Annotated in this window: 20 protein-coding genes and 1 riboswitch; of the genes, 9 read left to right on the plus strand and 11 right to left on the minus strand. The window is 56.8% G+C overall.

Features of this window, described 5'->3' with window-relative positions; genetic code table 11:
- Nucleotides 1-114: 114 nt before the first annotated feature.
- Nucleotides 115-525 carry a phosphate-starvation-inducible protein PsiE gene (psiE, locus tag ABTW00_RS21900; protein ID WP_064546622.1) on the minus strand — a complete coding sequence of 137 codons (411 nt, stop codon included), beginning with the start codon at nt 523-525 and terminating at the stop codon, nt 115-117.
- Between the two features lie 200 nt (nt 526-725).
- Between psiE and ABTW00_RS21905 the strand changes: the two genes are divergently transcribed.
- Together ABTW00_RS21905 and ABTW00_RS21910 are read left to right on the plus strand one after the other, a co-directional pair.
- Nucleotides 726-974 (plus strand): hypothetical protein, encoded by a 249-nt coding sequence (locus ABTW00_RS21905; RefSeq protein WP_074398805.1) that lies wholly within the window; start codon nt 726-728, stop codon nt 972-974.
- A gap of 127 nt (nt 975-1101) precedes the next feature.
- On the plus strand, nt 1102-1557 hold the full coding sequence (locus ABTW00_RS21910) for an acyltransferase (RefSeq protein WP_065357780.1): 456 nt from the start codon (nt 1102-1104) through the stop codon (nt 1555-1557).
- Nucleotides 1558-1604: 47 nt separating this feature from the next.
- On the opposite strand, the gene ABTW00_RS21915 is transcribed toward ABTW00_RS21910, so the two are convergent.
- From ABTW00_RS21915 to pgi, 5 genes are all read right to left on the minus strand, one after another.
- The gene (locus tag ABTW00_RS21915; protein WP_065357779.1) at nt 1605-3701 is read right to left on the minus strand and encodes a YjbH domain-containing protein; all 2097 of its coding nucleotides are present in this window, start codon (nt 3699-3701) and stop codon (nt 1605-1607) included.
- Nucleotides 3701-4438, minus strand: coding sequence for a capsule biosynthesis GfcC D2 domain-containing protein (locus ABTW00_RS21920; protein ID WP_433637623.1), 738 nt, complete (start codon nt 4436-4438; stop codon nt 3701-3703). The genes ABTW00_RS21915 and ABTW00_RS21920 overlap by 1 nt, the downstream gene beginning before the upstream one ends.
- Nucleotides 4435-5061, minus strand: coding sequence for a YjbF family lipoprotein (locus ABTW00_RS21925; protein WP_416374487.1), 627 nt, complete (start codon nt 5059-5061; stop codon nt 4435-4437). The genes ABTW00_RS21920 and ABTW00_RS21925 overlap by 4 nt, the downstream gene beginning before the upstream one ends.
- A 76-nt stretch (nt 5062-5137) precedes the next feature.
- The gene (yjbE, locus tag ABTW00_RS21930; RefSeq protein WP_065357777.1) at nt 5138-5383 is read right to left on the minus strand and encodes an exopolysaccharide production protein YjbE; all 246 of its coding nucleotides are present in this window, start codon (nt 5381-5383) and stop codon (nt 5138-5140) included.
- Between the two features lie 336 nt (nt 5384-5719).
- Complete coding sequence (pgi, locus tag ABTW00_RS21935) at nt 5720-7369, minus strand: glucose-6-phosphate isomerase (RefSeq protein WP_065357776.1); 1650 nt, start codon at nt 7367-7369, stop codon at nt 5720-5722.
- A 244-nt stretch (nt 7370-7613) separates the two neighbouring features.
- A riboswitch (Lysine riboswitch) is annotated at nt 7614-7811 on the plus strand.
- Between the two features lie 115 nt (nt 7812-7926).
- Here pgi and lysC point away from each other — a divergent pair.
- From lysC to ABTW00_RS21950, 3 genes are all read left to right on the plus strand, one after another.
- On the plus strand, nt 7927-9276 hold the full coding sequence (gene lysC / locus ABTW00_RS21940; protein WP_433637627.1) for a lysine-sensitive aspartokinase 3: 1350 nt from the start codon (nt 7927-7929) through the stop codon (nt 9274-9276).
- A gap of 283 nt (nt 9277-9559) precedes the next feature.
- A complete protein-coding gene (gene panS / locus ABTW00_RS21945) occupies nt 9560-10486 on the plus strand; it encodes a ketopantoate/pantoate/pantothenate transporter PanS (protein ID WP_433637629.1) in 927 nt (308 codons plus the stop codon).
- A gap of 147 nt (nt 10487-10633) precedes the next feature.
- Nucleotides 10634-10906 carry a DUF3811 domain-containing protein gene (locus ABTW00_RS21950; protein WP_064546605.1) on the plus strand — a complete coding sequence of 91 codons (273 nt, stop codon included), beginning with the start codon at nt 10634-10636 and terminating at the stop codon, nt 10904-10906.
- Here ABTW00_RS21950 and rluF read toward each other — a convergent pair.
- Nucleotides 10903-11775 carry a 23S rRNA pseudouridine(2604) synthase RluF gene (gene rluF, locus ABTW00_RS21955; protein ID WP_064546603.1) on the minus strand — a complete coding sequence of 291 codons (873 nt, stop codon included), beginning with the start codon at nt 11773-11775 and terminating at the stop codon, nt 10903-10905. The two genes, ABTW00_RS21950 and rluF, sit on opposite strands and share 4 nt — an antisense overlap.
- 219 nt (nt 11776-11994) lie before the next feature.
- Here rluF and ABTW00_RS21960 point away from each other — a divergent pair, with 219 nt between their 5' ends.
- The 3 genes from ABTW00_RS21960 to pepE all read left to right on the plus strand — a co-directional run bounded on the left by ABTW00_RS21960 (nt 11995) and on the right by pepE (nt 14643).
- Entirely contained in the window at nt 11995-12918 is a 924-nt protein-coding gene (locus ABTW00_RS21960; RefSeq protein WP_064546601.1) for a sugar-binding transcriptional regulator, read from the plus strand.
- A gap of 21 nt (nt 12919-12939) precedes the next feature.
- Nucleotides 12940-13752, plus strand: a complete 813-nt coding sequence (locus tag ABTW00_RS21965; RefSeq protein ID WP_064546599.1) for a shikimate 5-dehydrogenase — start codon at nt 12940-12942, stop codon at nt 13750-13752.
- Nucleotides 13753-13953: 201 nt separating this feature from the next.
- Nucleotides 13954-14643 (plus strand): dipeptidase PepE, encoded by a 690-nt coding sequence (pepE, locus tag ABTW00_RS21970; protein ID WP_064546597.1) that lies wholly within the window; start codon nt 13954-13956, stop codon nt 14641-14643.
- Between the two features lie 152 nt (nt 14644-14795).
- On the opposite strand, the gene ABTW00_RS21975 is transcribed toward pepE, so the two are convergent.
- Nucleotides 14796-16427 carry a Na/Pi cotransporter family protein gene (locus ABTW00_RS21975; protein ID WP_065357773.1) on the minus strand — a complete coding sequence of 544 codons (1632 nt, stop codon included), beginning with the start codon at nt 16425-16427 and terminating at the stop codon, nt 14796-14798.
- A gap of 217 nt (nt 16428-16644) precedes the next feature.
- Entirely contained in the window at nt 16645-20328 is a 3684-nt protein-coding gene (metH, locus tag ABTW00_RS21980; RefSeq protein ID WP_065357772.1) for a methionine synthase, read from the minus strand.
- A gap of 198 nt (nt 20329-20526) precedes the next feature.
- Here metH and iclR point away from each other — a divergent pair, with 198 nt between their 5' ends.
- Nucleotides 20527-21354 (plus strand): glyoxylate bypass operon transcriptional repressor IclR, encoded by an 828-nt coding sequence (gene iclR, locus ABTW00_RS21985; RefSeq protein ID WP_065357771.1) that lies wholly within the window; start codon nt 20527-20529, stop codon nt 21352-21354.
- A 51-nt stretch (nt 21355-21405) separates the two neighbouring features.
- Here the strand turns inward: iclR and aceK are convergent, their stop codons facing one another.
- Together aceK and aceA are read right to left on the minus strand one after the other, a co-directional pair.
- On the minus strand, nt 21406-23190 hold the full coding sequence (aceK, locus tag ABTW00_RS21990; protein WP_433637635.1) for a bifunctional isocitrate dehydrogenase kinase/phosphatase: 1785 nt from the start codon (nt 23188-23190) through the stop codon (nt 21406-21408).
- A 102-nt stretch (nt 23191-23292) separates the two neighbouring features.
- Nucleotides 23293-24597, minus strand: coding sequence for an isocitrate lyase (gene aceA / locus ABTW00_RS21995; RefSeq protein WP_065357769.1), 1305 nt, complete (start codon nt 24595-24597; stop codon nt 23293-23295).
- Between the last annotated feature and the right edge of the window lie 21 nt (nt 24598-24618).

The raw sequence follows: 24618 nt of genomic DNA on the forward strand, positions 1-24618 counted from the left end.
GTTTGGCGCTCTACGGAGCGCCATTTTTTTGCTTGTCGTTTGCGCCAGAAGCAGACCTGAGAAGCACAGCACCATCAGGCAACTCCGGCGCACGCTGCCGGATGGCGATCCGGCCTACTCTCGCTTCAGCCGTTTGGAGTTGCACAGCCATAGCGTAATCACCAGCAGCAAAATCGCGGCAGAATAGATCAGCACGTCCAGCGGCGACTTATGGTCGACGATAATCAACCGCACAATCGCGGTAATGCCGATGTAGACAAAGTAACGCAGGGGGAAATGGAAGCCTGACTGAAAGTACTTCACAATCAGGGCGATGAATTCGAAATAGAGGAAGTAAACCACCAGCCCCTCCACCAGCTCGTACTTGCTGGTGCGTTCCGGCGCAAACAGCACGTCGGCCAGATGCACCGTCTCTTTACCGAGAAAAACGATCAGAATCAGGCCAAGGCTGAGCAGACCCAAATTCAACACGGTCTGCAAAATGGTGGAGATAAACTCTACACGTGGGCGAGTCAGTGACGTCATAGCTAGCACCTCTTTCGCTGGGCCGAGATCTCTGTATAGCGCAAAAACGTGATCCAGATCTAGTTTTTATCTCCACCTTTTCGTCGTTGTGCCCACTCGTGTAAATCAGTCTTTCGGTTGATATCCCCGCTGAAATAAAGCGCCAACACTTTCGTTGTTCCCCTGGAACGGATAAAAATTCATCTGATAAGGTGGTAAAAATGACACGTTATTTTTCTACTCTGTGGTTATCAGTCGTGCTTCTGCCCGCCTCTGTCTTCGCTATCAACAACACGACAGTGACTCCGGCGCAGCACAGCAATGCGGCTAGCCCTTTAGTCATTCCAACAGCGAAACACAGCGACATCAAAACGCTTCCCGTCGACAGAAGAACCGAGTGCTTTCGGCTCTACACGCCGGATCGTAAACCGGGCGTGAACTGCATCCCGGATGGCTCTACCGGACATTAAAGGAAAGCATGCCAGCGTAGCGTTGCGCTGGCATCGGCCATCGAAATAAAGAACGCATCGGCGTCATGTTTGTCTTGTGCTCCATCACGCTACACTTAAGGAGAACGTTTTTTATCAGAGGGATACTATGCACTCACTCCGCCAGGTGGCTATCCGCAATGTGGTACGCGGCGACAACGTCGTCATTTATGAACCCGCCAACCTTTATGACTGCACGCTTGGTAACAACGTGTTCGTTGGCCCGTTTGTCGAAATTCAGGGCAACAGCTGGATCGGCGACGAGACTAAAATCCAGTCACACACCTTTATCTGTGAATACGTCACCATCGGTCGCGGCTGTTTTATCGGCCACGGCGTCATGTTTGCCAACGATATGTTCCGTGAGGGAAAGCCTAACGCAGATCGTGAAAGTTGGGGACGCATCGCTATCGGCGACAATGTCTCCATTGGCAGTGGCGCAACCATTCTCTCGGTGTCGATCTGCGATGGCGTGGTCATTGGTGCAGGCAGCGTGGTAACACGCTCTATCAGTGAGAAAGGGGTATATGCCGGAAACCCGGCACGGTTGCTGCGGCGGCTATAATCGTAGCCCGGCGTTGGCGTAAACGCCTCATCCGGGCTACAGCAGCGTTAGCGGAAGTTCAGACTCTTATCGCCAGTCATGTTATACAGCTCGAACTTACGTCCCAGCATTTGGCCGCCGTCGCGGGTCAGCGGCGTCCAGCCGATAGACGCGCGGCTGCGCGTTGGGCCAGAGGTGAAGAGATCCATCGGGATATTCACATAGACCCCTTTGGTGAATTCTCCCTCACCGTACTCATCCGCCGACACGTTGGTAATGGTGGCATAAGCCCCAACCACAATGCCGCTGTCGAAGTGTTTAGAGATATCCAACGTGCCGCCTTTGTCGCCCGCCAGATACTGCCCAACGCTGGCTTTCACCAGCACATCCTGCGCGAACGACGGCGTCCAGTAGGCGGTCAGGTGGCCGGTCTTCACGCTATAGTCAGTAAACTTCATCATATCCTGAGCGCTGCGCCAGTCACGCTGCTTCACATAGTTGGCGTTCAGGCCGAATGCCCAGTTGCTATCAACCGGGCGATACAGCACTTCCGCCCCCGCGCCGCCGTACATGGTTTCCAGATAGCCGCCGTACACCTGGCCGTAGAAATCGTTGCCCAGATACTGGAAGTAGTTAGCCTGCAGGTTATTCACGTAGACATCGTTTTCTACATAGTCACGAATATGTGTACGCACGCGCGGCAGTGTCGAATCATTCGGCGGATTGGTGTAGTTAAACTTGTCATAGTTGTTGGCGATGTTGGCAAACAGGCTACCGCTGGTCAGCAGGTGGTCGGTCACCCACCAGTCCGCCGTGCCCATTACCCCAACCTGATACATGTAGAAACTTTCCGGCCCCCCGATGGACTGGCTGAGTACCGGGTCGAGATGGAAATCAAAGCGTGATTTGTCGATATACCAGCCCTGTTCCGTTTTCTCCGGCACGATCGGCGCCACGCGTTTTTGCGCCAGCGGCGTCTCCTGCCCGAGCGGCTCACCTTCCAGATGACGCTTCAGGCTGGCGACGTCGGTTTCCGTCGTCACTTCAGGCAGGTTAAGGCGCGTTTCGGTAATACGGATCGTACGGATCCCTTCAGGAAGATCGTTCATGACGATCCGATTGGCGCGTTCGATTCCCTCCCGGGAGTCACGATATTTCACCTGCTCGCCGGTCACATAGAGAGTATCGCCTTTCACCTGCATATTCGGCGCGGCAAAGCCGGCGTTGTACTTCAACTGCGTCAGCTGATTGGCCACCACCGAGTGCTGAAGAATGGCATCCTGCGGCTGTGGTCGGTAGGCCGGGCGCGCGTTATCGTTATAGGAGGGACGTAGATCGTTGAAGTTAGTGCGCAGGGTAAAGCCGAACATCACGGTGTTGCCGCGCTCATAGCTAAGGTTGACGTCGGCCCAGTCGGTGACGCGATAAATGGCGCCGACGTTAACCTTGCTTTTTTGCTCAATCTTGCCAGCAAAATCCTGCTGGTAGTTGTTGCCTTCATATTCCAGCTTTAAGCGCAGCGGTTGCCACGGCGTCTGATATTCAATCCCGCCAAACCAGGCCGCCGGGCCGTGGAACATCTGGCTGCCGTCGACAGAGCCAGCCTTACGGTAGCTGTTGTCGCGATAGCAGTATTTATCGCTGTAGGAGCAGAACGGGTTGGTGGCGTTACCGCTGGTGCCCAGGTAGCCCCAGCCTAAACCGAGGGTGAAATCAAACGGTCCCCAGGCCTTACTGGCCACAACATATTCCGAATCGAACAGTCCGGTACCGCCGATATCCCGTGCGCCGACCGCTACCTGCGGCAGCCAGTAGCTCTCTTCCCACAGCCGCAGCTTCACGTCGAAGGCTTTGTCTTTGTAGGTCTGCGAACCGGAGAACGCTTCAACACTGCTGTATTTTTTGGTGCGCACGTCGGTGTAGCGCAGGGTCGTCTCCAGCCACGGGAACAACTGTGCCGAAGCGGAGTAGTAGCGATACTGGTCGTTATCGCGATAGTTAAGGCTGAACTCACCTTCACGCGCCATACGTGCGGTGGGGGTTTGCAACAGGCCCACGCCGCCGAAATCTGACTGCGATGGGCCAATCGGCGCGGGATAGGTTTCAGCATGACAGGCCGCACTGACCGCCAGAGCCAGCAGGCTATATAGACATTTTTTAGGCATTATTCAGGTCTCCGCTGCGACAGGGAGCGAAGAATGTCGGCGTTGAGCGCCTCATATTTATTCGTCCACAACGAGTCAGCAAAGCCGACAAAAAGAAGGCTACCGGGCATGGGTTCAATATGACGTTTATTCCAGTACGCGACCGGCGCTTTCTGCGTACGCCCATCCGGATAAATCACCCAGGCGTAACTGCGGTCCGCGCCGCTCAGCAGATTGATATCATCAAGGTAGCTGGCAACATCGCGTCCCGGCGTAAAGGTCACCGTTCCGGGCTTATCAATCAGCCCGACCAGCGTAATGGTCGACGGCTCATGCCCTAACCACAGGGTATAGTTCCCCTGTAGCGGGGGATTATTTTCGGCATGTACTCGCACCGTATCCGGATCGAGCGGTACCCGCAGGCGGCCTGTGACCGGCATGGCCTGGAGTTGATTTCGCAGGGCGTTGATCGCGCCGGCGGTACTTCCTCCTTCATCTGCCGCCAGCGCCGCAAGCTGCGCCAGCAGCGCCTGGTGTTCACGTTCCGCTTTGGCCGTTGCCTGCGGCGTGGCAATCACCGCACCGGGCCACCAGCTTCCTGCCAGTCGCGGTTGGCCCACAAGGTCTACCAGACGCTCGGCGTCGGTCAATGTCAGCGGTTTCGCCACCCCTTCCTGATGGACTTCAATGGTGCCTGCCGCCTGCGCGGTAGCGGATATGACGCTCAGCATCACGGCGGCAATTAACGTTTTTTTCATGATTTTGCCGCCTTGATAAGCGTGGTTTTCACCGGGAAAGTGCCTGCGCCAAGGTATTGCTCCGACTGGCGAATCTGCCCGTCGCTGTCCACCCAATAGCGGTTACGCCAATGGGCTTCGGAGGTGGTTACCTCTTCTTCCAGTACGCGCACCGCCGTACTCTCACTGCCTATCGTTAGCGTATCGCTGCCGTCCCAGCGGAAAGTGGAGGTCGCCGTGGCGTAGCGTACCTGTTGGTGTTCCGTCCAGCCCATCGTGCGGGTCCAGCGCGTGCCATCGGTTATTTGATTGGGATGCGCCAGCGGATCGTTATCAAGGTTATTCACCGTCAGCAGGTTATCGCCCGCGAGCTGCGTTTTCACCAGACGACCACGCTGAGTCACCAGCATCGCCTGGTCCTGCGTGAGCCATTTCTGCTGACCGTTTTCCGAGAAGGCCAGCACGACAAAAATCTGCGGGCCGCCGTTCAATTGCATGTACTGACTGGCGTAGGGCATATTTTGAATGTCGTCATCGGTCAGCTGTACGCCCGACGCACCAAACACGCTGCTCCATAACGATTGCCCCAGCCCCTTGGTGCTGGGTGAACACGCCTGAAGCAGCAGGCAAAAAAGAGGAATCATAAGTCGCTTCACGGCGCTTCTTCTCCAGGGGCAAAATAACCACACCGAAGTGTGGTTAGCATTAAAGTACCGCGTGTTACTGGGTACTGGTGGTCGTGCTGGTTGTAGTCGTGGTTCCGGTATTGGAACCATCACCGCCAGCCGCTGCCAGCGCCATACCGACCGCAGAGCTGACGGTGCTGGCGCTGGTGGCGGTTGAACTCCCGGCAGACACAGACGTTGCCGCTACGCCAGCCGCTTCCCCGGTTTCTACCGGTGCCGCGCTGACGCTTGCCGCAGCAAACGCCGATATGGCAACAAGGCCATAGAGGATTTTCTTCATACATTTTCCCTTCATTAGATGAATGGAGATATACCTGAAATAATTCAGGCGTCATCGAGTATACACAACCAAATGAACGGAATTCGCACGATGGAAATAGGGAGAAGATTTTTCAGACAATAAGAAAATACAAATTAATAAATATTAATACCCATATAAAACAACACATTGCGAAACTTTAAATAATTTGCAATATACGGAAAATCCGAAAGAGCGGCTGAGTTAATGGGATATTTAGGATTATGCTCAATATAAATATAATGCGGTATTTCAGGATATACAGAATTATCTGACAAAAAAATGCCGGCATGATGCCGGCATTGAGAATATATAACCTTACGCGCGCCAGGATTTATAGCGGTTGATCAGGCCATTGGTTGAGCTGTCGTGGCTGTCGATTGCGCTATCATCGTTCAGCTCCGGCAGGATACGGTTTGCCAGCTGTTTGCCCAGCTCTACGCCCCACTGGTCGAAGGTGAAGATGTTGAGGATAGCGCCCTGGGTGAAGATTTTGTGTTCGTACATGGCGATCAGCGCCCCCAGGCTGTACGGGGTAATTTCGCGCAGCAGGATGGAGTTGGTCGGACGGTTGCCTTCGAACACTTTGAACGGCACCACGTAGTCCAGGGTTGCCGGATCTTTACCCTGATCGCGGTATTCCTGCTCAACCACCTCGCGGGATTTACCGAACGCCAGCGCTTCGGTCTGGGCGAAGAAGTTCGACAGCAGCTTCGGATGGTGGTCGGACAGCGGGTTGTGGCTGATGGCCGGGGCGATGAAATCGCACGGTACGATTTTGGTGCCCTGGTGAATCAGCTGGTAGAACGCGTGCTGGCCGTTGGTGCCCGGTTCGCCCCAGATGATTGGGCCAGTCTGGTGTTCCACTTTATTACCGTTACGGTCAACGTACTTACCGTTGGACTCCATGTTGCCCTGCTGGAAGTAGGCTGCAAAGCGGTGCATGTACTGGTCGTACGGCAGAATCGCTTCAGTTTCGGTGCCGAAGAAATTGTTGTACCAGATGCCAACCAGCGCCAGCAGTACCGGCAGGTTTTTCTCCGCCGGGGTGGTGGAGAAGTGTTTGTCCATCGCATGCGCGCCGGACAGCAGCTGCACGAAGTTGTCGAAGCCTACGGACAGGATAATCGACAGACCGATTGCCGACCACAGAGAGTAACGACCGCCAACCCAGTCCCAGAACTCAAACATGTTCGCGGTATCGATACCGAACTCACCCACCGCTTTACCATTGGTGGACAGCGCCGCAAAGTGTTTGGCCACGTGCTTCTGGTCGCCCGCGCTCGCCAGGAACCAGTCGCGCGCGCTGTGGGCGTTGGTCATGGTTTCCTGAGTCGTGAAGGTTTTGGACGCCACCAGGAACAAGGTGGTTTCCGGGTTCAGCGTTTTCAAAACTTCGGCGATGTGGGTACCGTCAACGTTGGACACGAAATGCATGTTGAGGTGATTTTTGTACGGGCGCAGCGCTTCGGTCACCATGAACGGGCCAAGGTCGGAGCCGCCGATACCGATGTTTACCACGTCGGTAATGGATTGACCGGTGTAGCCTTTCCACTGACCCGAGATGATGGCTTCAGAGAAAGTCTTCATTTTCTCCAGCACCGCATTCACTTCCGGCATCACGTCTTTGCCGTCAACGATAATCGGGGTATTGCTGCGGTTACGCAGCGCTACGTGCAACACGGCACGGTCTTCGGTGCGGTTGATCTTTTCGCCGGAGAACATGGACTTAATCGCGCCGCTCAGATCGGTCTCTTTTGCCAGATCCAGCAGCTTCGCCAGCGTTTCCTCGGTGATGCGGTTTTTGGAGAAGTCCACCAGCATCTGATCGTCGAAGGTTGCGGAAAACTTGCTAAAACGGTCGCCATCTTTGGCGAACAGTTCCGCAATGGTAACGTCCTTCATTTCATCGAAGTGTTTCTGTAGTGCCTGCCACGCAGCGGTCTGCGTTGGGTTGATGTTTTTCATTAGCAATACCCTTCTGATTTAAGAATCGAAACTGTCCTCGATTGTAGCGCCTGTCACAAAAAATTGTGATGGTTTTAATGTTATCCCCCCTCTGGGTGACAAAATCGTGCACAAAACAGACAAAAGTATAGCCTTTATAAGCCCCGTTTCTGTGGGGCTCGCCTGCATGAAAAATCCGCATAACCCCAGCGTTGACAAGCGACCCGCTAACCCTTTATTTATAAATGTACTACCTGCGCGTGCGCAGGCCAGAAGAGGCGCGTTGCCCAGGTAAACGGTGTTGGAGGAACCCATCCTGTGAAAACACCTGAGGGGGAGCAACGCCGAGATGTGTGAACAACAGGTTGCGTTCATCATCGGCTACAGGGGCTGAATCCCCTGGGTTGTCACCAGAAACGTTCGCAGTCGCGCGTTTCACAAGTGGTGGAGCACTTCTGGGTGATATCGTAGTTGTTTATTGCTCTGCGCCCACCCGTCTTCCGCTCTTCCCTTGTGCCAAGGCTGAATAATTTGGTCCGGTTTACGTAAACCCGGCCTCCCCTGACACGAGGTTATTTATGACAGCATTAGTAGTCGCCAAATTTGGCGGAACCAGCGTAGCCGATTTTGACGCTATGAATCGCAGCGCCGACGTGGTGCTCTCCGACGCTAACGTACGTCTCGTTGTGCTGTCTGCTTCGGCCGGCGTCACCAATCTGCTGGTTGCACTGGCCGAAGGGCTGGAGCCCGCGGAACGTCGGGCGAAACTGGACGCTATCCGCGCCATTCAGAACGCCGTACTGGAACGTCTGGCCAATCCGGCCGTAATCCGCGACGAAATCGAACGTCTGCTGGAAAACCTCACGGCATTGGCGGAAGCCGCCTCGGCAGAAACCTCAACCGCGCTAACTGACGAACTGGTCAGCCACGGCGAGTTGATGTCGACCCTTTTATTCGTTGAAATTCTGCGTGAACGTCAGGTTGCCGCACAGTGGTTTGACGTGCGTAAAGTCATGCGTACCAGCGACCGCTTTGGCCGCGCCGAGCCGGACGTTGCCGCGCTTTCAGAGCTGGCGACCCAGCAGCTGGCGCCGCGTCTGAGCGAAGGCCTGGTGATTACCCAGGGCTTTATCGGCAGCGAGAGCAAAGGCCGCACCACTACGCTTGGCCGCGGCGGCAGCGACTACACCGCTGCACTCCTCGGCGAAGCGCTGCACGCGACCCGCGTGGATATCTGGACCGACGTCCCTGGCATCTATACCACCGATCCGCGCGTGGTACCGGCGGCCAAACGTATTGATGAAATCGCGTTTGAAGAGGCCGCCGAGCTGGCGACCTTCGGCGCGAAAGTGCTGCACCCGGCCACGCTGCTGCCTGCCGTACGCAGCGACATCCCGGTATTTGTGGGGTCGAGTAAAGATCCAAAAGCGGGCGGCACATTGGTGTGCAACGAAACCGCTAATCCACCGCTGTTCCGCGCGCTGGCGTTGCGCCGCAAGCAGACGCTGCTGACCCTGCACAGCCTGAACATGCTGCACTCGCGCGGTTTCCTCGCAGAGGTATTCGGCATCCTGGCGCGCCACAATATTTCGGTGGATCTGATCACCACCTCAGAAGTCAGCGTCGCGCTGACGCTCGATACCACGGGGTCGACATCAACCGGCGATACGTTGCTGACGCAGTCACTGCTGATGGAGCTGTCGGCGCTGTGTCGCGTCGAGGTGGAAGAAAATCTGGCGCTGATCGCGCTGATTGGTAACGACCTGTCGAAAGCCTGCGGCGTGGGTAAAGAGGTGTTTGGCGTGCTGGAGCCGTTCAACATTCGCATGATCTGCTACGGCGCATCCAGCCACAACCTGTGTTTCCTGGTGCCAGGCGCCGAAGCGGAGCAGGTGGTGCAGAAACTTCACCATAATCTGTTTGAATAATATTCCACCACGCGATAAATAATAACTATAGCCGGGCTCGAACCCGGCTTTTTTATAACAACACAACAACAATATACACAAAATCATTCGAGTTGGATCACAACACGCTTTAGCGTGTTGAACAGCGCTTGCGCTGGCCCCGAAGGGGCGAGGCTGTAAGCCGAGTAACGCGGCAAGCGAGCGAATCCCCGGGAGCGTACATAAGTACGTGACTGGGGTGAGAGAGCGCAGCCAACGCAGAGGCAACTTGAAGGATGAAGTGTATAATCGCAAGGAATACAATATGCTCACCGCTATCACCCGGCTGTTCCCGTTATGGGCGCTGCTGCTCTCCGTTATTGCCTACTTCACGCCAACCACCTTTACGCCTATCGGGCCGCTGGTTCCGTCACTGCTGATGCTGATTATGTTCGGCATGGGCGTGCATCTTAAGGTGGACGATTTTAAGCGTGTACTGTCACGACCAGCGCCGGTTGCGGCAGGGATTTTCCTGCACTATCTGGTGATGCCGCTCGCCGCATGGCTGCTGGCGCTGATTTTCCATATGCCGCCGGAGCTGTCTGCCGGGATGGTGCTGGTGGGTAGCGTTGCCAGCGGAACGGCGTCTAACGTGATGATCTATCTGGCGAAAGGTGACGTAGCGCTGTCCGTCACCATCTCGTCGGTCTCCACGCTGGTTGGCGTGGTCGCCACGCCGCTACTGACCCGGTTGTATGTGGATGCCCATATTCAGGTCGATGTAATGGGTATGCTGCTGAGTATCCTGCAAATTGTGGTGATTCCGATTGCGCTCGGTCTGGTGATTCATCACCTGTTCCCGCGCGTGGTGAAAGCGGTAGAGCCCTATCTCCCCGCCTTCTCAATGCTGTGCATTCTGGCGATCATCAGCGCGGTCGTCGCCGGTTCCGCCTCGCATATTGCCTCGGTTGGCTTCGTGGTGATTATCGCGGTGATTCTGCACAACACCATTGGTCTGCTCGGCGGCTACTGGGGCGGACGCCTGTTTGGCTTTGACGAATCGACCTGCCGCACACTGGCGATTGAAGTGGGGATGCAAAATTCTGGCCTCGCCGCGGCGCTGGGTAAAATCTACTTCGGGCCGCTGGCTGCACTGCCGGGCGCGCTGTTCTCGGTGTGGCATAACCTGTCAGGTTCGCTGCTGGCGGGATACTGGTCCGGGAAACCTATCGAGAAGAAAAAGCAACAATAACCGCTGTAGCAGTGTGCCCGATAAGCGTAGCGCCATCGGGCACACTGCAAGCACATTGCCGGATGGCGGCGTAAACGCCTTATCCGGCCTACACAGCCTCTCACCTTTGCCGTACACTGGTTGCACCATCCGATTGAGGGCACCCCTATGGCACTCCCCCGCATTACGCAAAAAGAGATGACCGAGCGCGAACAGCGCGAGCTGAAAACGCTGCTCGACCGCGCGCGCATTGCGCATGGCCGTCCGCTGACCAACGCAGAGACCAACAGCGTGAAAAAGGAGTACATTGATAAGCTGATGGTACAGCGTGAAGCAGACGCAAAAAAAGCCCGCCAGTTGAAGAAACAGCAGGCTTATAAACCGGATTCCGAGAGTTCGTTTTCCTGGTCGGCGAATACGCCGACGCGCGGCAGACGTTAACGCCCTTTCTTTTTACGTCCCGGCGCGGTGAAGCGTTTACCGTTACCCGCCGGGCGAGCTGGCTTATCGCTGGTTTTCTCCATCTTCACCACCGGGCGCTTAATGCCCGCCGTTTTCGGCTTGGCTTTCGCTTTTGGTTTGGCTTCGGAAGAAGAGTTTTCAATCAGCTTGAAGAGGTCGATCAGCTCATCGTCCGTCAGGTCGCGCCACTCGCCCAGCGGGATGCCCGTCAGGCTAACGTTCATAATGCGCGTACGCTCAAGCTTAGTCACTTCATAACCAAAGTGTTCGCACATGCGGCGAATCTGCCGGTTCAAGCCCTGAACCAACGTGATACGAAACACAAACGGCGCTTCTTTCTTAACCTTACATTTTTTGGTTACCGTACCGAGAATCGGCACACCCGCGCCCATGCCGCGAATAAACTCATCGGTAACGGGCTTATCGACCGTGACCAGATACTCTTTTTCGTGGTCGTTACCCGCACGCAGGATCTTATTGACCAGATCGCCATGGTTGGTGAGGAAAATCAGCCCCTGAGAATCTTTATCCAGACGGCCAATCGGGAAGATTCGTTTACTATGGTTAACGAAGTCGACGATGTTGTCACGTTCGCCGTCTTCGGTGGTGCTGACGATACCGACAGGCTTATTCAGCGCGATCAGCACTAAATCATCCGCTTCGCGCGGCTCAATCAACCGACCGTTGACTTTCACAACGTCGCCCGGCTTCACCTGATCGCCTATCGTGGCACGCTTACCGTTGATAAAAACGTTGCCTTGTTCAATAAAGCGATCCGCCTCACGCCGCGAGCAGATGCCGCTTTCGCTGATGTATTTATTTAATCGGGTTGATGAGTCTGTCAGCATAAATTCTCCTTTGGCAGCGAAATATACCTCACCTTGCGGGTGAGAAAAAATAGTCCGCGACAAATCCTTTTTTTCATCACGTCGATTTTGCACATAAGTGCATCCCTACGGCTGACAGCGTTTCCGCAAATATGCTTGAACTCCCTGCATGACGGCGCTATACCAGATCGAGAACCCGTTTTTACGTTTTGCACATATGTGCAGGAGCCAGCGACTTCGATGGAAAACAGCGACGATATCCGCCTGATCGTGAAAATTGCCCAGCTTTATTACGAGCAGGAGATGACGCAGGCGCAAATCGCCCACGAACTGGGGATTTACCGCACCACCATCAGCCGCCTGCTCAAACGCGGACGCGACCTGGGCGTGGTGACCATCGCCATCAACTATGACTACAACGATAGCCTGTGGCTGGAAGAGCGACTAAAACAGAAATTTGGCCTGAAAGAGGCCGTTGTCGCACCGCTGGAGAGCGAGGCCGGAGCCTATGGCGCGCAGCTGTTTGAACGGCTACTGTCGCCGAACGCCGTCATTGGGTTCGGCTGGGGACGCGCGGTCAGCGCGCTGGTCGAGGCATTACCGCAGTCCAGCCAGCCTCGCCCGCTGGTGTGCGTGCCTATCGTTGGCGGGCCGTCCGGTAAGCTTCCGAGCCGCTATCACGTCAACACGCTGACCTACAGCGCCGCCACGCGGCTCAAAGGCGAGTCGTATCTCGCTGATTTTCCGGCTCTGCTGGATAACCCGCTGATTCGCCAGGGCATTATGCAATCTCAGCATTTTCAGACGCTGGCCGACTACTGGCAGCGGCTGGACATCGCCGTGGTGGGCATCGGTTCGCCCGCCATTCGTCATGCCACCAACTGGCAGGCGTTTTACGGCAATGCGCAGAGCGATGAACTGGAGGCGCTTCAGGTGTCTGGGGATATCTGTTCACGCTTTTTTGCCGCTGACGGCACGCCTATTGCTACCGCGATGCAGGAAAAAACGCTCTCCATTGAGCTCACCATCTTAAAGCAGGCCCGCTATGTCATCGGCCTGGCGAGCGGCGAAGAGAAGCACGCCGCCATCCTTGGCGCGCTGCGCGGGCAGCATATCAACGCGCTGGTCACTGACCGGGCCACCGCAGAATATTTAGTGCAGTAAGACTTTGACGAGGACATGACCATGATTAACCGTGATACCCAGCTGTGCATGTCGCTTGCCGGCCGCCCCGGCAACTTTGGCACGCGCTTTCATAACTATCTGTATGAAAAACTGGGGCTGAATTTTATCTATAAAGCCTTTACCACGCAGGATATTGAGGCGGCGGTGAAAGGCGTTCGTGCGCTGGGCATTCGCGGCTGCGCGGTGTCGATGCCGTTTAAAGAAAGCTGCATGGCGTTTCTGGATGCTATCGATCCGTCGGCCAGGGTCATCGATTCCGTCAACACCATCGTCAATGACAACGGCCATCTGACCGGGTTTAACACCGACTACATCGCGGTAAAAAGCCTGATTGTCAGCCACCAGCTCGATACCACAGCCCACGTGATGATTCAGGGCAGCGGCGGGATGGGTAAAGCGGTGATTGCCGCCTTCCGCGACGCAGGCTTTAGCAACGTGATTATCGCCGCCCGCAATGAAGCCAATGGTACCGCGCTGGCAAAACAGTACGGATTCCAGTGGCAGGCGCAGCCACAAGCCGACGGTATCGATATTCTGGTCAACGTGACGCCTATCGGCATGGCGGGCGGCAAAGAGCACGAGCAGCTTGCCTTTAGTGAAGCGATGGTCTCACGCGCCAGCGTGGTGTTTGACGTGGTGGCCCTGCCGCCGGAAACGCCGGTCATTCAGCTCGCCCAGCGCCTGGGGAAAAAGACCATTAGCGGTGCCGAAGTGATTGCCCTGCAGGCAGTGGAACAGTTTGTGATGTACACCGGGGTGCGGCCTGACGATGCGCTGGTTGCTGAAGCGGCGGCGTTTGCCAGAGCGGGATAATAAACAGCGTAACGTCAACGGTAGGCCGGATAAGCGAAGCGCCATCCGGCAGACCTCCGCGCAGATTGCCGGATGGCGCTTCGCTTATCCGGCCTACACCAGACTCTCTGCGGCAACATCGTGAACTATATCAGTAAGCTGTCTGACGCAGGGTGATAACATGCCGCCCTGATTGATAATTTCTGATAGATAGGAGAAATGATGGACTTACTTCTGCTGAGTAACTCAACGCTGCCGGGCAAAGCCTGGCTGGAACACGCGCTGCCGCTGATTGAGGCGCGACTCAATGGCCGCCGTCGCGCGGTGTTTATTCCTTTTGCTGGCGTGACGCAGACCTGGGACGAGTACACGGCAAAAACCGCCGCGGTTATGGCGCCGCTGGGCGTGACGGTCACCGGTATCCATAGCGTGGCAGACCCTATCTCCGCGATTGAAAATGCCGAGCTGATTATCGTCGGCGGCGGCAATACCTTCCAGTTGCTGAAAGAGAGCCGCGAGCGTGGGCTGCTGGCACCGATTGTCGACGTGGTGAAGCGCGGTGCGCTGTACGTGGGCTGGAGCGCGGGTGCGAACCTCGCCTGCCAGACCATCCGTACCACCAACGATATGCCGATTGTCGATCCAAAGGGCTTTGATGCGCTGGGGCTGTTCCCGCTGCAGATTAACCCGCACTTCACTAACGCCCTGCCGGAAGGCCATAAAGGCGAAACCCGAGAGCAGCGTATTCGCGAGCTGTTGGTTGTTGCGCCTGAGTTAACGGTGATTGGCCTGCCGGAAGGCAACTGGATTGAGGTGGCCAACGGCGAGGCGACGCTCGGCGGGCCGCGTACGACCTATGTATTTAAAGCGGGTGAGGAAGCCGTGGCGCTGGAGGAAGGGCATCGCTTCTGAGCCATAACCCCGGGGTCGGCGTAGGGCTACAAACCGTAGGCCTGATAAGCTCAGCGCCCTCAGGCCATTCGGCGGACATTGCCGGATGGCGGCGTGAACGCCTTATCCGGCCTACAAGCTAGCCCAGCCGAGGCCGGGTTTACGCTATTACGCTAATAATCGTCGCGCTCATCGTCTTCGTCTGGCTGCTCCAGCACGCTGTAGGCTACCGAGCAGAACAGCGAGTTCAGACGCTGCATATCCCCCAGCAGCGCCAGGTGCAGGGTACTGGTTTCAATACTTTGTACGTTCTGCTGATGCAGACGATCGACGTGCGCGTGCGCGTAGCGGCGATTCAGAATGCGGAACCGGTGCTTGCTGCGGCGCAAGCGGCGGGCGCTGGTAACGTCACCGGCAAAGAAGACCGACATCGCCAACTGCAAATTGCTTAACAGCAGCTCATACAGCGCCTCCAGCTCCTTCAGCCCTTCTACCGAGAAGGCGCGGCGCGCGGCCAGCGATTTGTCGGCAATCTCGCTGCCCATACGCTCGATAATATCCGAAGCCTGTTCAAGGTTGAGCGACATTTCGATAATCTCCGCCCAGCGGCGGGACTCCTCTTCCGCCAGCTCGTCTTTCGGCATTCGCGCCAGGTAGAGCTTGATGGCGGTGTAGAGCACGTTGATATCATCCGCCTGTTTGCGCAGGTTTTTCTCTTCACGCGGCTCGCCGTGCATCACCTTCTTCAGCCCGTCCAGCATCTGCTCGGTGGCATCACCGATGCGCAGCGTCTCACGTGCGGCGTTGGCCAGGGCCAGCGTGGGGGTATCGAGTGCAGTCACATCCAGATGTTTGGGCTTCAGGTGCGCTTCCAGCTCTGGCTCATCGCGGATCAGGCGTTTACAGAAGCGCGCCATCGGCTCGGCAAACGGCACCATCGCCAAGCAGCGGATCAGGTTGTAGAAGACGTGGAAGTAGATAACCAGTTCGGATTCCGCCAGCGGCAGCTTCTGCATGGTGGTCGCCAGCACGTGGACAAACGGCAGAATAATCAGGCTACCCACCAGCTTAAACAGCAGGCTACCCAGCGCCACACGGCGGGCGGCGGCGTTAGCGGCGCTGTTATTGAGCATGGCCAACAGGCCCGAACCAAGGTTAGCGCCAATCACCAGACACAGCGCCACCGGGAAGGAGATGACCCCGGCGGTGGTCAGCGTGGCGGTCAGCAGTACGGCGGCCAGGCTCGAGTAGCTGATAATGGCAAACACGGCGCCAATCAGCGCATCCAGCAGAATATCACCGGTCAGCGACGCGAAAATCACCTGCACGCCGTTGGCCTGAGTGATGGGCGTGACCGCCTGCACAATCAGCTCCAGCGCCAGCAGAATCAGCCCCAGGCCGATACCCACGCGGCCCAATTGCCCTTCGCGGGTTTGCTTGCGGCCCAGGAAGAAGGTCACACCGATAAAAATCAGCAGCGGCGACAGCCACGAGAGATCGAAGGTCAGGATACGCGCCATCAGCGCGGTCCCCACGTCTGCGCCAAGCACGATCACCAGCGCGGGCGTCAGGGCCACGAGATCCTGGGCAACAAAGGATGTCACCAGCATGGTGGTGGCATTGCTGCTTTGTACCAGCGCGGTAACGCCGATACCCGCACAGAAGGCGAGCGGCTTTTTCTCCACGCTGCGGCTAAGCACGGTACGCAGACGCGCGCCAAATACACGCATCACGCCGGTGCGCACGATATGGGTACCCCACACCAACAGCGCGACGGCGGAAAGCAGGTGTAGCAGAGTTAACACGGAATCAGCTTCTCCTTATTGTTATAGGTTCCTGAGGTTCGTATGCCTGATGGCGCTGCGCTTATCAGACCTACAAATCATCCTTCTGTAGGCCAGATAAGACGTTTACGCCATCCGGCAACGGCCTTCTTTCAGTATAAGGGTTTACGCGCGATAAAGAGACAGGGCGCTCATAGAGCGCCCTGTTAGTTGTAAGGAAAGATGACGATTCTGTGAATCAGTCGGCATCATAACCCAGGTTTGGCGCCAGCCAGCGCTCCACTTCCGCTACGCTCATCCCTTTACGCTGCGCGTAGTCCTCAACCTGATCGCGCTGAATCTGCGCGACTGCGTAGTACTTACTGTCCGGGTGACTGAAATACCAGCCGGAGACTGACGCGCCAGGCCACATGGCGAAGGACTCGGTCAGCTTCATGCCGGTATGTTTTTCAACGTCCAGTAACTGCCAGATAGTGCCTTTTTCGGTATGCTCAGGACACGCAGGGTAGCCCGGCGCCGGGCGAATGCCCTGGTAGTTTTCACGAATCAGTTCGTCGTTGCTCAGGTTTTCGTTTGGCGCGTAGCCCCAGTAAACCTTACGCACGCGCTCGTGCAGGTACTCGGCAAAGGCTTCCGCCAGACGGTCGGCAATCGCCTTCACCATGATCTTGTTGTAATCATCGTGCTGCGCTTCAAACGCATCGGCCAGCGCATCTTCTTCCAGCCCGCCGGTGACGGCAAAGGCACCGATATAGTCCGCTTTACCGGACGTTTTCGGCGCGACGAAGTCCGACAGACAGTAGTTGGCAAAGCCCACTTTCTCGGTCTGCTGGCGCAGATGACGGCTGACGGTCAGCACGTGCGTACGCGTTTCATCGCGATAGATTTCCACGTCATCGCCGACGCGGTTAGCCGGGAACAGGCCAACGACGCCGCGTGGGTTGAGGGATTTCTCGGCGCTCAGCTGGTCCAGCATGTCGTTGGCGTCTTTAAACAGGCGCTTTGCCTCTTCCCCCACCACTTCATCTTCGAGGATGCGCGGGAATTTTCCGGCCAGCGACCAGGTCATAAAGAACGGCGTCCAGTCGATGTAATTGCGCAGCGTTTCGATGCTGGCCTCGACTTCCTGCACGCCTAAGCGATGCGCGACCGGCGGAGTGTAACTTTCCCAGTCGAATGCGAGGTCGTTTTCCCGCGCGGCGGCCAGCGTCACCGGCGGCGTGCGCGGCTTTTTGCGGCCATGCTGAATACGTACGGTTTCGTACTCTTTGCGCGTACGAGCAACAAAATCATCGCGCTGAGCGTCGGAGAGCAGCGCCGCTACCACGCCTACGGTACGCGAAGCGTTCTGGACGTAAACCGTCGGGCCGCTGTAGTTCTGCTCAATTTTCACCGCGGTGTGCGCTTTCGACGTTGTCGCGCCGCCAATAAGCAGTGGGATGGTGAAGCCCTGGCGCTCCATCTCTTTTGCCACGTTGACCATTTCATCCAGCGACGGGGTAATCAGGCCGGAAAGGCCGATCAGATCCGCGTTCACCTCTTTCGCCGTTTTGAGGATTTTATCCGCTGGCACCATCACGCCGAGATCGATGATTTCGTAGTTATTACACTGCAGCACCACGCCGACGATATTTTTACCAATATCGTGCACGTCGCCTTTCACGGTGGCGATGACCATCTTGCCGTTGCTGGAGCCTTTTTCTTTGCTGGCTTCAATGTACGGTTCGAGGTAGGCCACAGCCTGCTTCATCACGCGGGCGGATTTCACCACCTGCGGCAGGAACATTTTGCCCTCGCCGAACAGGTCGCCGACCACGTTCATGCCATCCATCAGCGGCCCTTCGATCACCTCAATCGGGCGTGCGGCCTGCTGGCGCGCCTCTTCGGTGTCGAGTTCGATAAATTCGGTAATGCCTTTTACCAGCGAGTATTCGAGACGCTTTTTGACGTCCCAGCTGCGCCATTCCGCCTGCTGGGCGTTGGCGGCCTCGTCGGTTTTACTGCCGCGATATTTCTCGGCCAGTTCCAGCAAACGTTCAGTACCATCTTCACGGCGGTTGAGGATCACGTCTTCAACCGCGTCGCGCAGTTCTGCCGGGAGATCGTCGTAGATAGCCAGCTGTCCGGCGTTGACGATGCCCATGTCCATGCCGTTGCGGATGGCGTAATAGAGGAAGACCGCGTGGATAGCTTCACGTACCGGGTCATTGCCGCGGAACGAGAAGGAAACGTTAGACACACCGCCGGAAATCAGCGCGTGCGGCAGCTCGCGTTTGATGTCCTCACAGGCGCCGATAAAGTCCTGCGCGTAGTTGTTGTGTTCTTCAATACCGGTGGCGACGGCGAAGATATTCGGGTCGAAGATGATGTCTTCCGGCGGGAAACCCACCTCTTCGGTGAGAATTTTGTAGGCTCGGCGGCAAATCTCAATTTTGCGTTCGCGGGTGTCGGCTTGTCCCTGCTCGTCAAAAGCCATCACCACCACCGCGGCGCCGTAGCGACGCAGCAGCTTCGCGTGATGGATAAAGGTCTCCACACCCTCTTTCATCGAGATGGAGTTTACGATGCCTTTACCCTGAATGCACTTAAGCCCTTTTTCGATAACCTCCCATTTCGAGGAGTCGATCATAATCGGCACGCGGGCGATATCCGGCTCGCCGGCAATCAGGTTGAGGAAACGCACCATCGCCGCTTCAGCGTCGAGCATCCCCTCATCCATGTTGATATCGATAATCTGCGCGCCACTTTCTACCTGCTGACGGGCGACATCCAGCGCTTCGCTGTATTTCTCTTCTTTGATCAGGCGCTTAAACTTCGCCGAACCGGTGACGTTGGTACGTTCGCCGACGTTCACAAACAGGCTATCGTCGCCAATGTTCAGCGGCTCCAGACCGGACAGGCGGCAGGAGACCGGGATTTCTGGTAACTTGCGCGGCGGTAAACCGTCTACCGCCCGGCTCATCGCAGCGATATGCTCCGGCGTGGTGCCACAGCAGCCGCCAACCACGTTGAGGAAGCCCGCTTCGGCCCATTCGCGGATTTGCGTCGCCATGGTGTCGGCGTCGAGGTCGTACTCGCCGAAGGCGTTCGGCAGCCCGGCGTTCGGGTGCGCGGTGACGTAGCATTCAGCAATGCGTGACAGCTCCTGCACGTACTGGCGCAGCTCGTCCGGGCCGAGGGCGCAGTTGAGACCAAAGGTCAGGGCATCGGCGTGACGCAGGGAGTTATAGAACGCTTCGGTAGTTTGACCGGAGAGCGTACGGCCCGAAGCGTCGGTAATGGTGCCGGAAATCATGATCGGCAGATCAACGCCCAACGCTTCAAACTCTTCTTTCACCGCAAACACCGCCGCTTTGGCGTTGAGGGTGTCGAAGACGGTTTCAATCAGGATCAGGTCGCTGCCCCCTTCCACCAGCGCTTTGGTGGATTCGCGGTAGGCTGCCACCAGCTGATCGAAAGTAATGTTGCGGTACGCCGGGTCATTGACATCCGGCGAGATAGACGCCGTACGGTTGGTTGGGCCGAGCACGCCCGCGACGTAGCGCGGTTTGTTCGGCGTACGCGCCGTCCATTCGTCGGCCGCCGCGCGTGCCAGCTTCGCCGCCGCAAAGTTGATTTCCGCCGACAGCGATTCCATCTGGTAATCGGCCATGGCGATGGTCGTGGAGTTAAAGGTGTTGGTTTCGATGATATCCGCACCCGCCTCGAAATAGGCGTGATGGATAGCCGCGATCACCTCCGGCTTGCTGAGCACCAGCAGGTCGTTGTTCCCCTTCAGGTCGCAAGGCCAGTCGGCGAAGCGTTCGCCGCGGAAGTCCTGCTCGCTCAGACGATAGCCCTGGATCATGGTGCCCATGCCCCCATCCAGAACCAGAATACGTTCATTTAACTGCGCACGCAGTTGCTCCACTTTGCTGCTCACAGGCACTCCCGACACCGCTCTACGAAATCCAGACCCAAATAGGCAATAGACCATACTGGCATAAAGCGGGGTGGCGGAAAAGAGAACAGCGGTCTACATGAGACATGTTCAACATGACTCATCGGAGCAGTAAGACGAACGGTTGTATTATAATCAATAAAAACGAAAATAATTTCCACGATACAGAAAGGAGTTGCGATGGTCGCCAACGTTCCTGCAAAACGCGGTAGAAAACCCGCCCCGGCAACTGCCGCCGCCGCAACGGGTCAGGTGCAGTCACTCACCCGCGGCCTCAAACTGCTGGAGTGGATCGCGGAATCACACAGCAGCGTGGCGCTCACCGAGCTGGCGCAGCAGGCTGGCCTTCCTAACTCCACCACCCACCGTTTACTCACCACCATGCAGCAGTTGGGCTTCGTGCGTCAGGTTGGCGAACTCGGCCATTGGGCGGTGGGCGCGCATGCGTTTATCGTGGGCAGCAGCTTCCTGCAAAGCCGTAATCTGCTGGCGATTGTGCACCCCATTCTGCGCCAGCTGATGGAAGATTCCGGTGAGACGGTCAATCTGGCGGTGCTCGATAAGAGCGATCATCAGGCCATTATTATCGATCAGGTGCAGTGTACGCAGCTGATGCGCATGTCCGCGCCGATCGGCGGCAAGCTGCCAATGCACGCCTCTGGCGCCGGGAAAGCTTTTTTATCGCAACTCAGTGAGGAACAGGTAACCGGCCTGCTGCACCGTAAGGGTCTGCATGCTTACACGCATGCGACGCTGGTGTCGCCGTTACATCTGAAGGACGACCTGGCCCAGACGCGCAAGCGCGGCTATTCGTTTGATGATGAAGAGCATGCGCTGGGGCTGCGCTGCGTGGCCTCGTGCATTTATGACGAACACCGCGAGCCGTTTGCCGCCATCTCCATTTCCGGGCCGATTTCCCGCATTACCGATGACCGCGTGACCGAGTTTGGCGCGATGGTGATTAAGGCGGCGAAAGAGGTGACGCTGGCCTACGGCGGGATTAAATAAACAAAATGCCCCGTTGGGGCATTCTCGATAGGCCTGATAAGCGTAGCGCCATCAGGCAGATCGGCGCACCTCGCTGGATGGCGGCGCAAGCGCCTTATCCGGCTTACGGTCGGTTTCATAACGCACGCTGAACCGCTGACGGCGGCGGTAAGCGTAAACATCCTCCACGTGCCCATTCTTGATACGCGTTTGCAGTCCGCGCCAGTAGTCGGCGCTGAACAGGTCGGCGTGCATCTCTTCAAACAGCGGCCCGATGCGCGGGTCGGCGCACAGCCAGTGGCGAAACTCCTCCGGGAACACATCGCCCGGCGACACGCTGTACCAGGGCTCGCTCGCCAGCTCGTCCTCGGGATAGCGCGGCGGCGGAATATGGCGGAAGTTCACCTCCGTCATATAGCAAATCTCGTCATAATCGTAGAACACCACGCGTCCGTGCCGGGTGACGCCGAAATTTTTAAACAGCATGTCGCCGGGAAAAATATTGGCGGCTGCAAGCTGACGGATAGCGTTACCGTATTCTTCAATCGCGTCGCGTAGCGGTTGCCCTTCCACCTGCTCCAGCCAGAGATTGAGCGGCACCATCCGCCGCTCAATATACAGATGGCTAATGGCAATTTTATCGCCCATATCGACGATTTTCTCTGGCGCTTCCTGCAATAACAGCGCCATCAGCGCCGGGTCAATTTGTCGCTTTTCGAGGACAAAATTCTCAAACTCCTGGGTATCGGCCATGCGCCCGACGCGGTCGTGCTCTTTCACCAGCTGGTAGCAGGCCCGGACGTGCGCGGCGGTCATCTCTTTCTGCGGGGCAAATTTGTCTTTAATGACTTTAAACACCCGGTCGAAGCCCGGCAGGGTAAACACCAGCATCACCATGCCGCGAATGCCCGGCGCTTCAATAAATTGTTCATTGGCGTTGGCGATGTAGTTCAGGTATTCACGATAGCTTTCCGTTTTGGCGTGCTTCTGACAACCAATCGCCATATAGAGCTCGGCGGTGGTTTTGCCGGGCAGGATTTCGCGCAGCCATTCCACCAGAGCCGCAGGCAGCGGCGCGTACACCATAAAATAGGAGCGGGCAAAACCGAAGACGATGCTGGCCTCGACCGTGGTGGTCAGGCAGGTATCGACGAACAACTCGCCTTCATCGGTACGATGAATGGGAATGAGAAACGGTAGCGTGCCGCTCGGTGTGATCAGCTTTCCAATAAGCCATGCAGCTTTGTTGCGATAAAATAGCTCATTAGCAATTTGCAGGTGCGACTCGCGCAGCGTCTCGACGTCCAGCGTTTCGCTCAGATGCGCCATGATATAGCCCACGTCGCGAAACTTATTCTGCCAGGGCAGACGCAGGGGTAAATCGCTGAGCATTTTGAAAATCACCGCTTCCCAGCCAGCGTCCGGGAAGAAATCCTTGGCGAGTGGCCGGGGAATCGCGCGAAAGCGGCGCTCGGGCTGCGAGCTGAAAATAAATAACCGCTCGGGACTCAGCGAGCGGTGGTCAAATAACCGACAATAGACGGAATTAAAAAAGCTCTCCGCAATCTCGAAGCGAGGGTAATCCGGCAGCAACCGGGTGTACTGCGCCTTTACGCGCAGCAAAAAATCGGCGTCAGTGCTTTTGCCGTCGGTAATGCAGCGCAGCTGTTCGACCACCAACCCCACGTGATGGTCGTACAGATGGATACGGCTTTTCATCGCCTGCTGCACGGCATGCCAGTCGGCCTGTTCAAACCGCTGCTGTGCGCCGGAAGTCACTTCCAGAAAACGTCCGTACTGGGCGTCAAATCCCTGCAAAATGGTCTGCGCAATCAGTAATTCCAGGCCTCGCGTCATTATTTATCCCCATCCGGCACCGAGTCATGCCGGATGGCGCCTTCGCTTATCCGGCCTACATTGCGTTGTAGGCCCGGTTAGCGCAGCGCCACCGGGCATAAATCAGAACTGCGATTCTTCGGTTGAACCAGTCAGCGCGGTCACCGAGGAGGTTCCGCCCTGGATAATGGTGGTGACATTATCGAAGTAGCCGGTGCCAACCTCCTGCTGGTGAGAAACGAAGGTGTAGCCATCTTTCGCCGCCGCGAATTCTGCCTGCTGAACCTTCTCAACGTAGTGCTTCATCCCTTCACCCTGCGCATAAGAGTGCGCCAGGTCGAACATGTTGAACCACATGCTGTGGATGCCGGCCAGCGTGATGAATTGGTATTTGTAGCCCATATCAGACAGCTGCTGCTGGAAGCTGGCGATGGTTTTGTCGTCCAGCTTTTTCTGCCAGTTGAACGACGGCGAGCAGTTGTAGGCCAGCAGTTTGCCTGGATATTTCGCGTGAATCGCATCGGCAAAGCGCTTCGCCAGCTCCAGGTCCGGCGTGGAGGTTTCACACCACACCAGGTCGGCGTACGGTGCGTACGCCAGGCCGCGGCTGATAGCCTGCTCAATGCCTGCACGGGTACGGTAGAAGCCTTCGCTGGTGCGCTCGCCGGTAATGAAGTCGCTATCGTACGGGTCGCAGTCGGAGGTGATAAGGTCCGCCGCGTCGGCATCGGTACGGGCAATCAGCAGGGTCGGTACGCCCATGACATCAGCCGCCAGGCGTGCGGCCACCAGTTTCTGAACCGCTTCCTGCGTGGGTACCAGCACTTTGCCGCCCATATGGCCGCATTTTTTCACCGATGCCAGCTGATCTTCGAAGTGTACCGCCGCTGCACCGGCCGCAATCATCGATTTCATCAGTTCAAAGGCATTCAGCACGCCGCCGAAACCCGCTTCCGCGTCGGCAACGATCGGCAAGAAATAATCAACGTAGCGCGGATCGTTTGGCTCGATACCGTTCGCCCACTGGATCTGATCCGCACGACGGAAAGTGTTGTTGATCCGATCGACCACCGCAGGCACTGAATTCGCAGGATAGAGCGATTGATCCGGGTACATACTTGATGCCAGGTTGGCGTCCGCGGCCACCTGCCAGCCCGAGAGATAAATGGCCTCAATACCGGCTTTTGCCTGCTGTAACGCCTGGCCGCCGGTCAGCGCGCCAAGGCTGTTAACGTAGCCCTTTTTCGATTCACCGTGCAGCAGGCGCCACATTCTGGCCGCGCCCAGCTGGGCCAGCGTACATTCTGGGTTGACCGACCCGCGCAGTTTCACCACTTCTTCCGCGCTGTACGGGCGCTTGATGCCTTCCCAACGTGGCTGCGTCCATTCTTGTTGTAATGCTTCGATTTGTTGAGTACGAGTTTTCATGTGCAGATGCTCCATATTGTT

Source organism: Kluyvera georgiana (genome assembly GCF_050990895.1).
In the GTDB taxonomy this organism is placed as follows: domain Bacteria; phylum Pseudomonadota; class Gammaproteobacteria; order Enterobacterales; family Enterobacteriaceae; genus Kluyvera; species Kluyvera georgiana.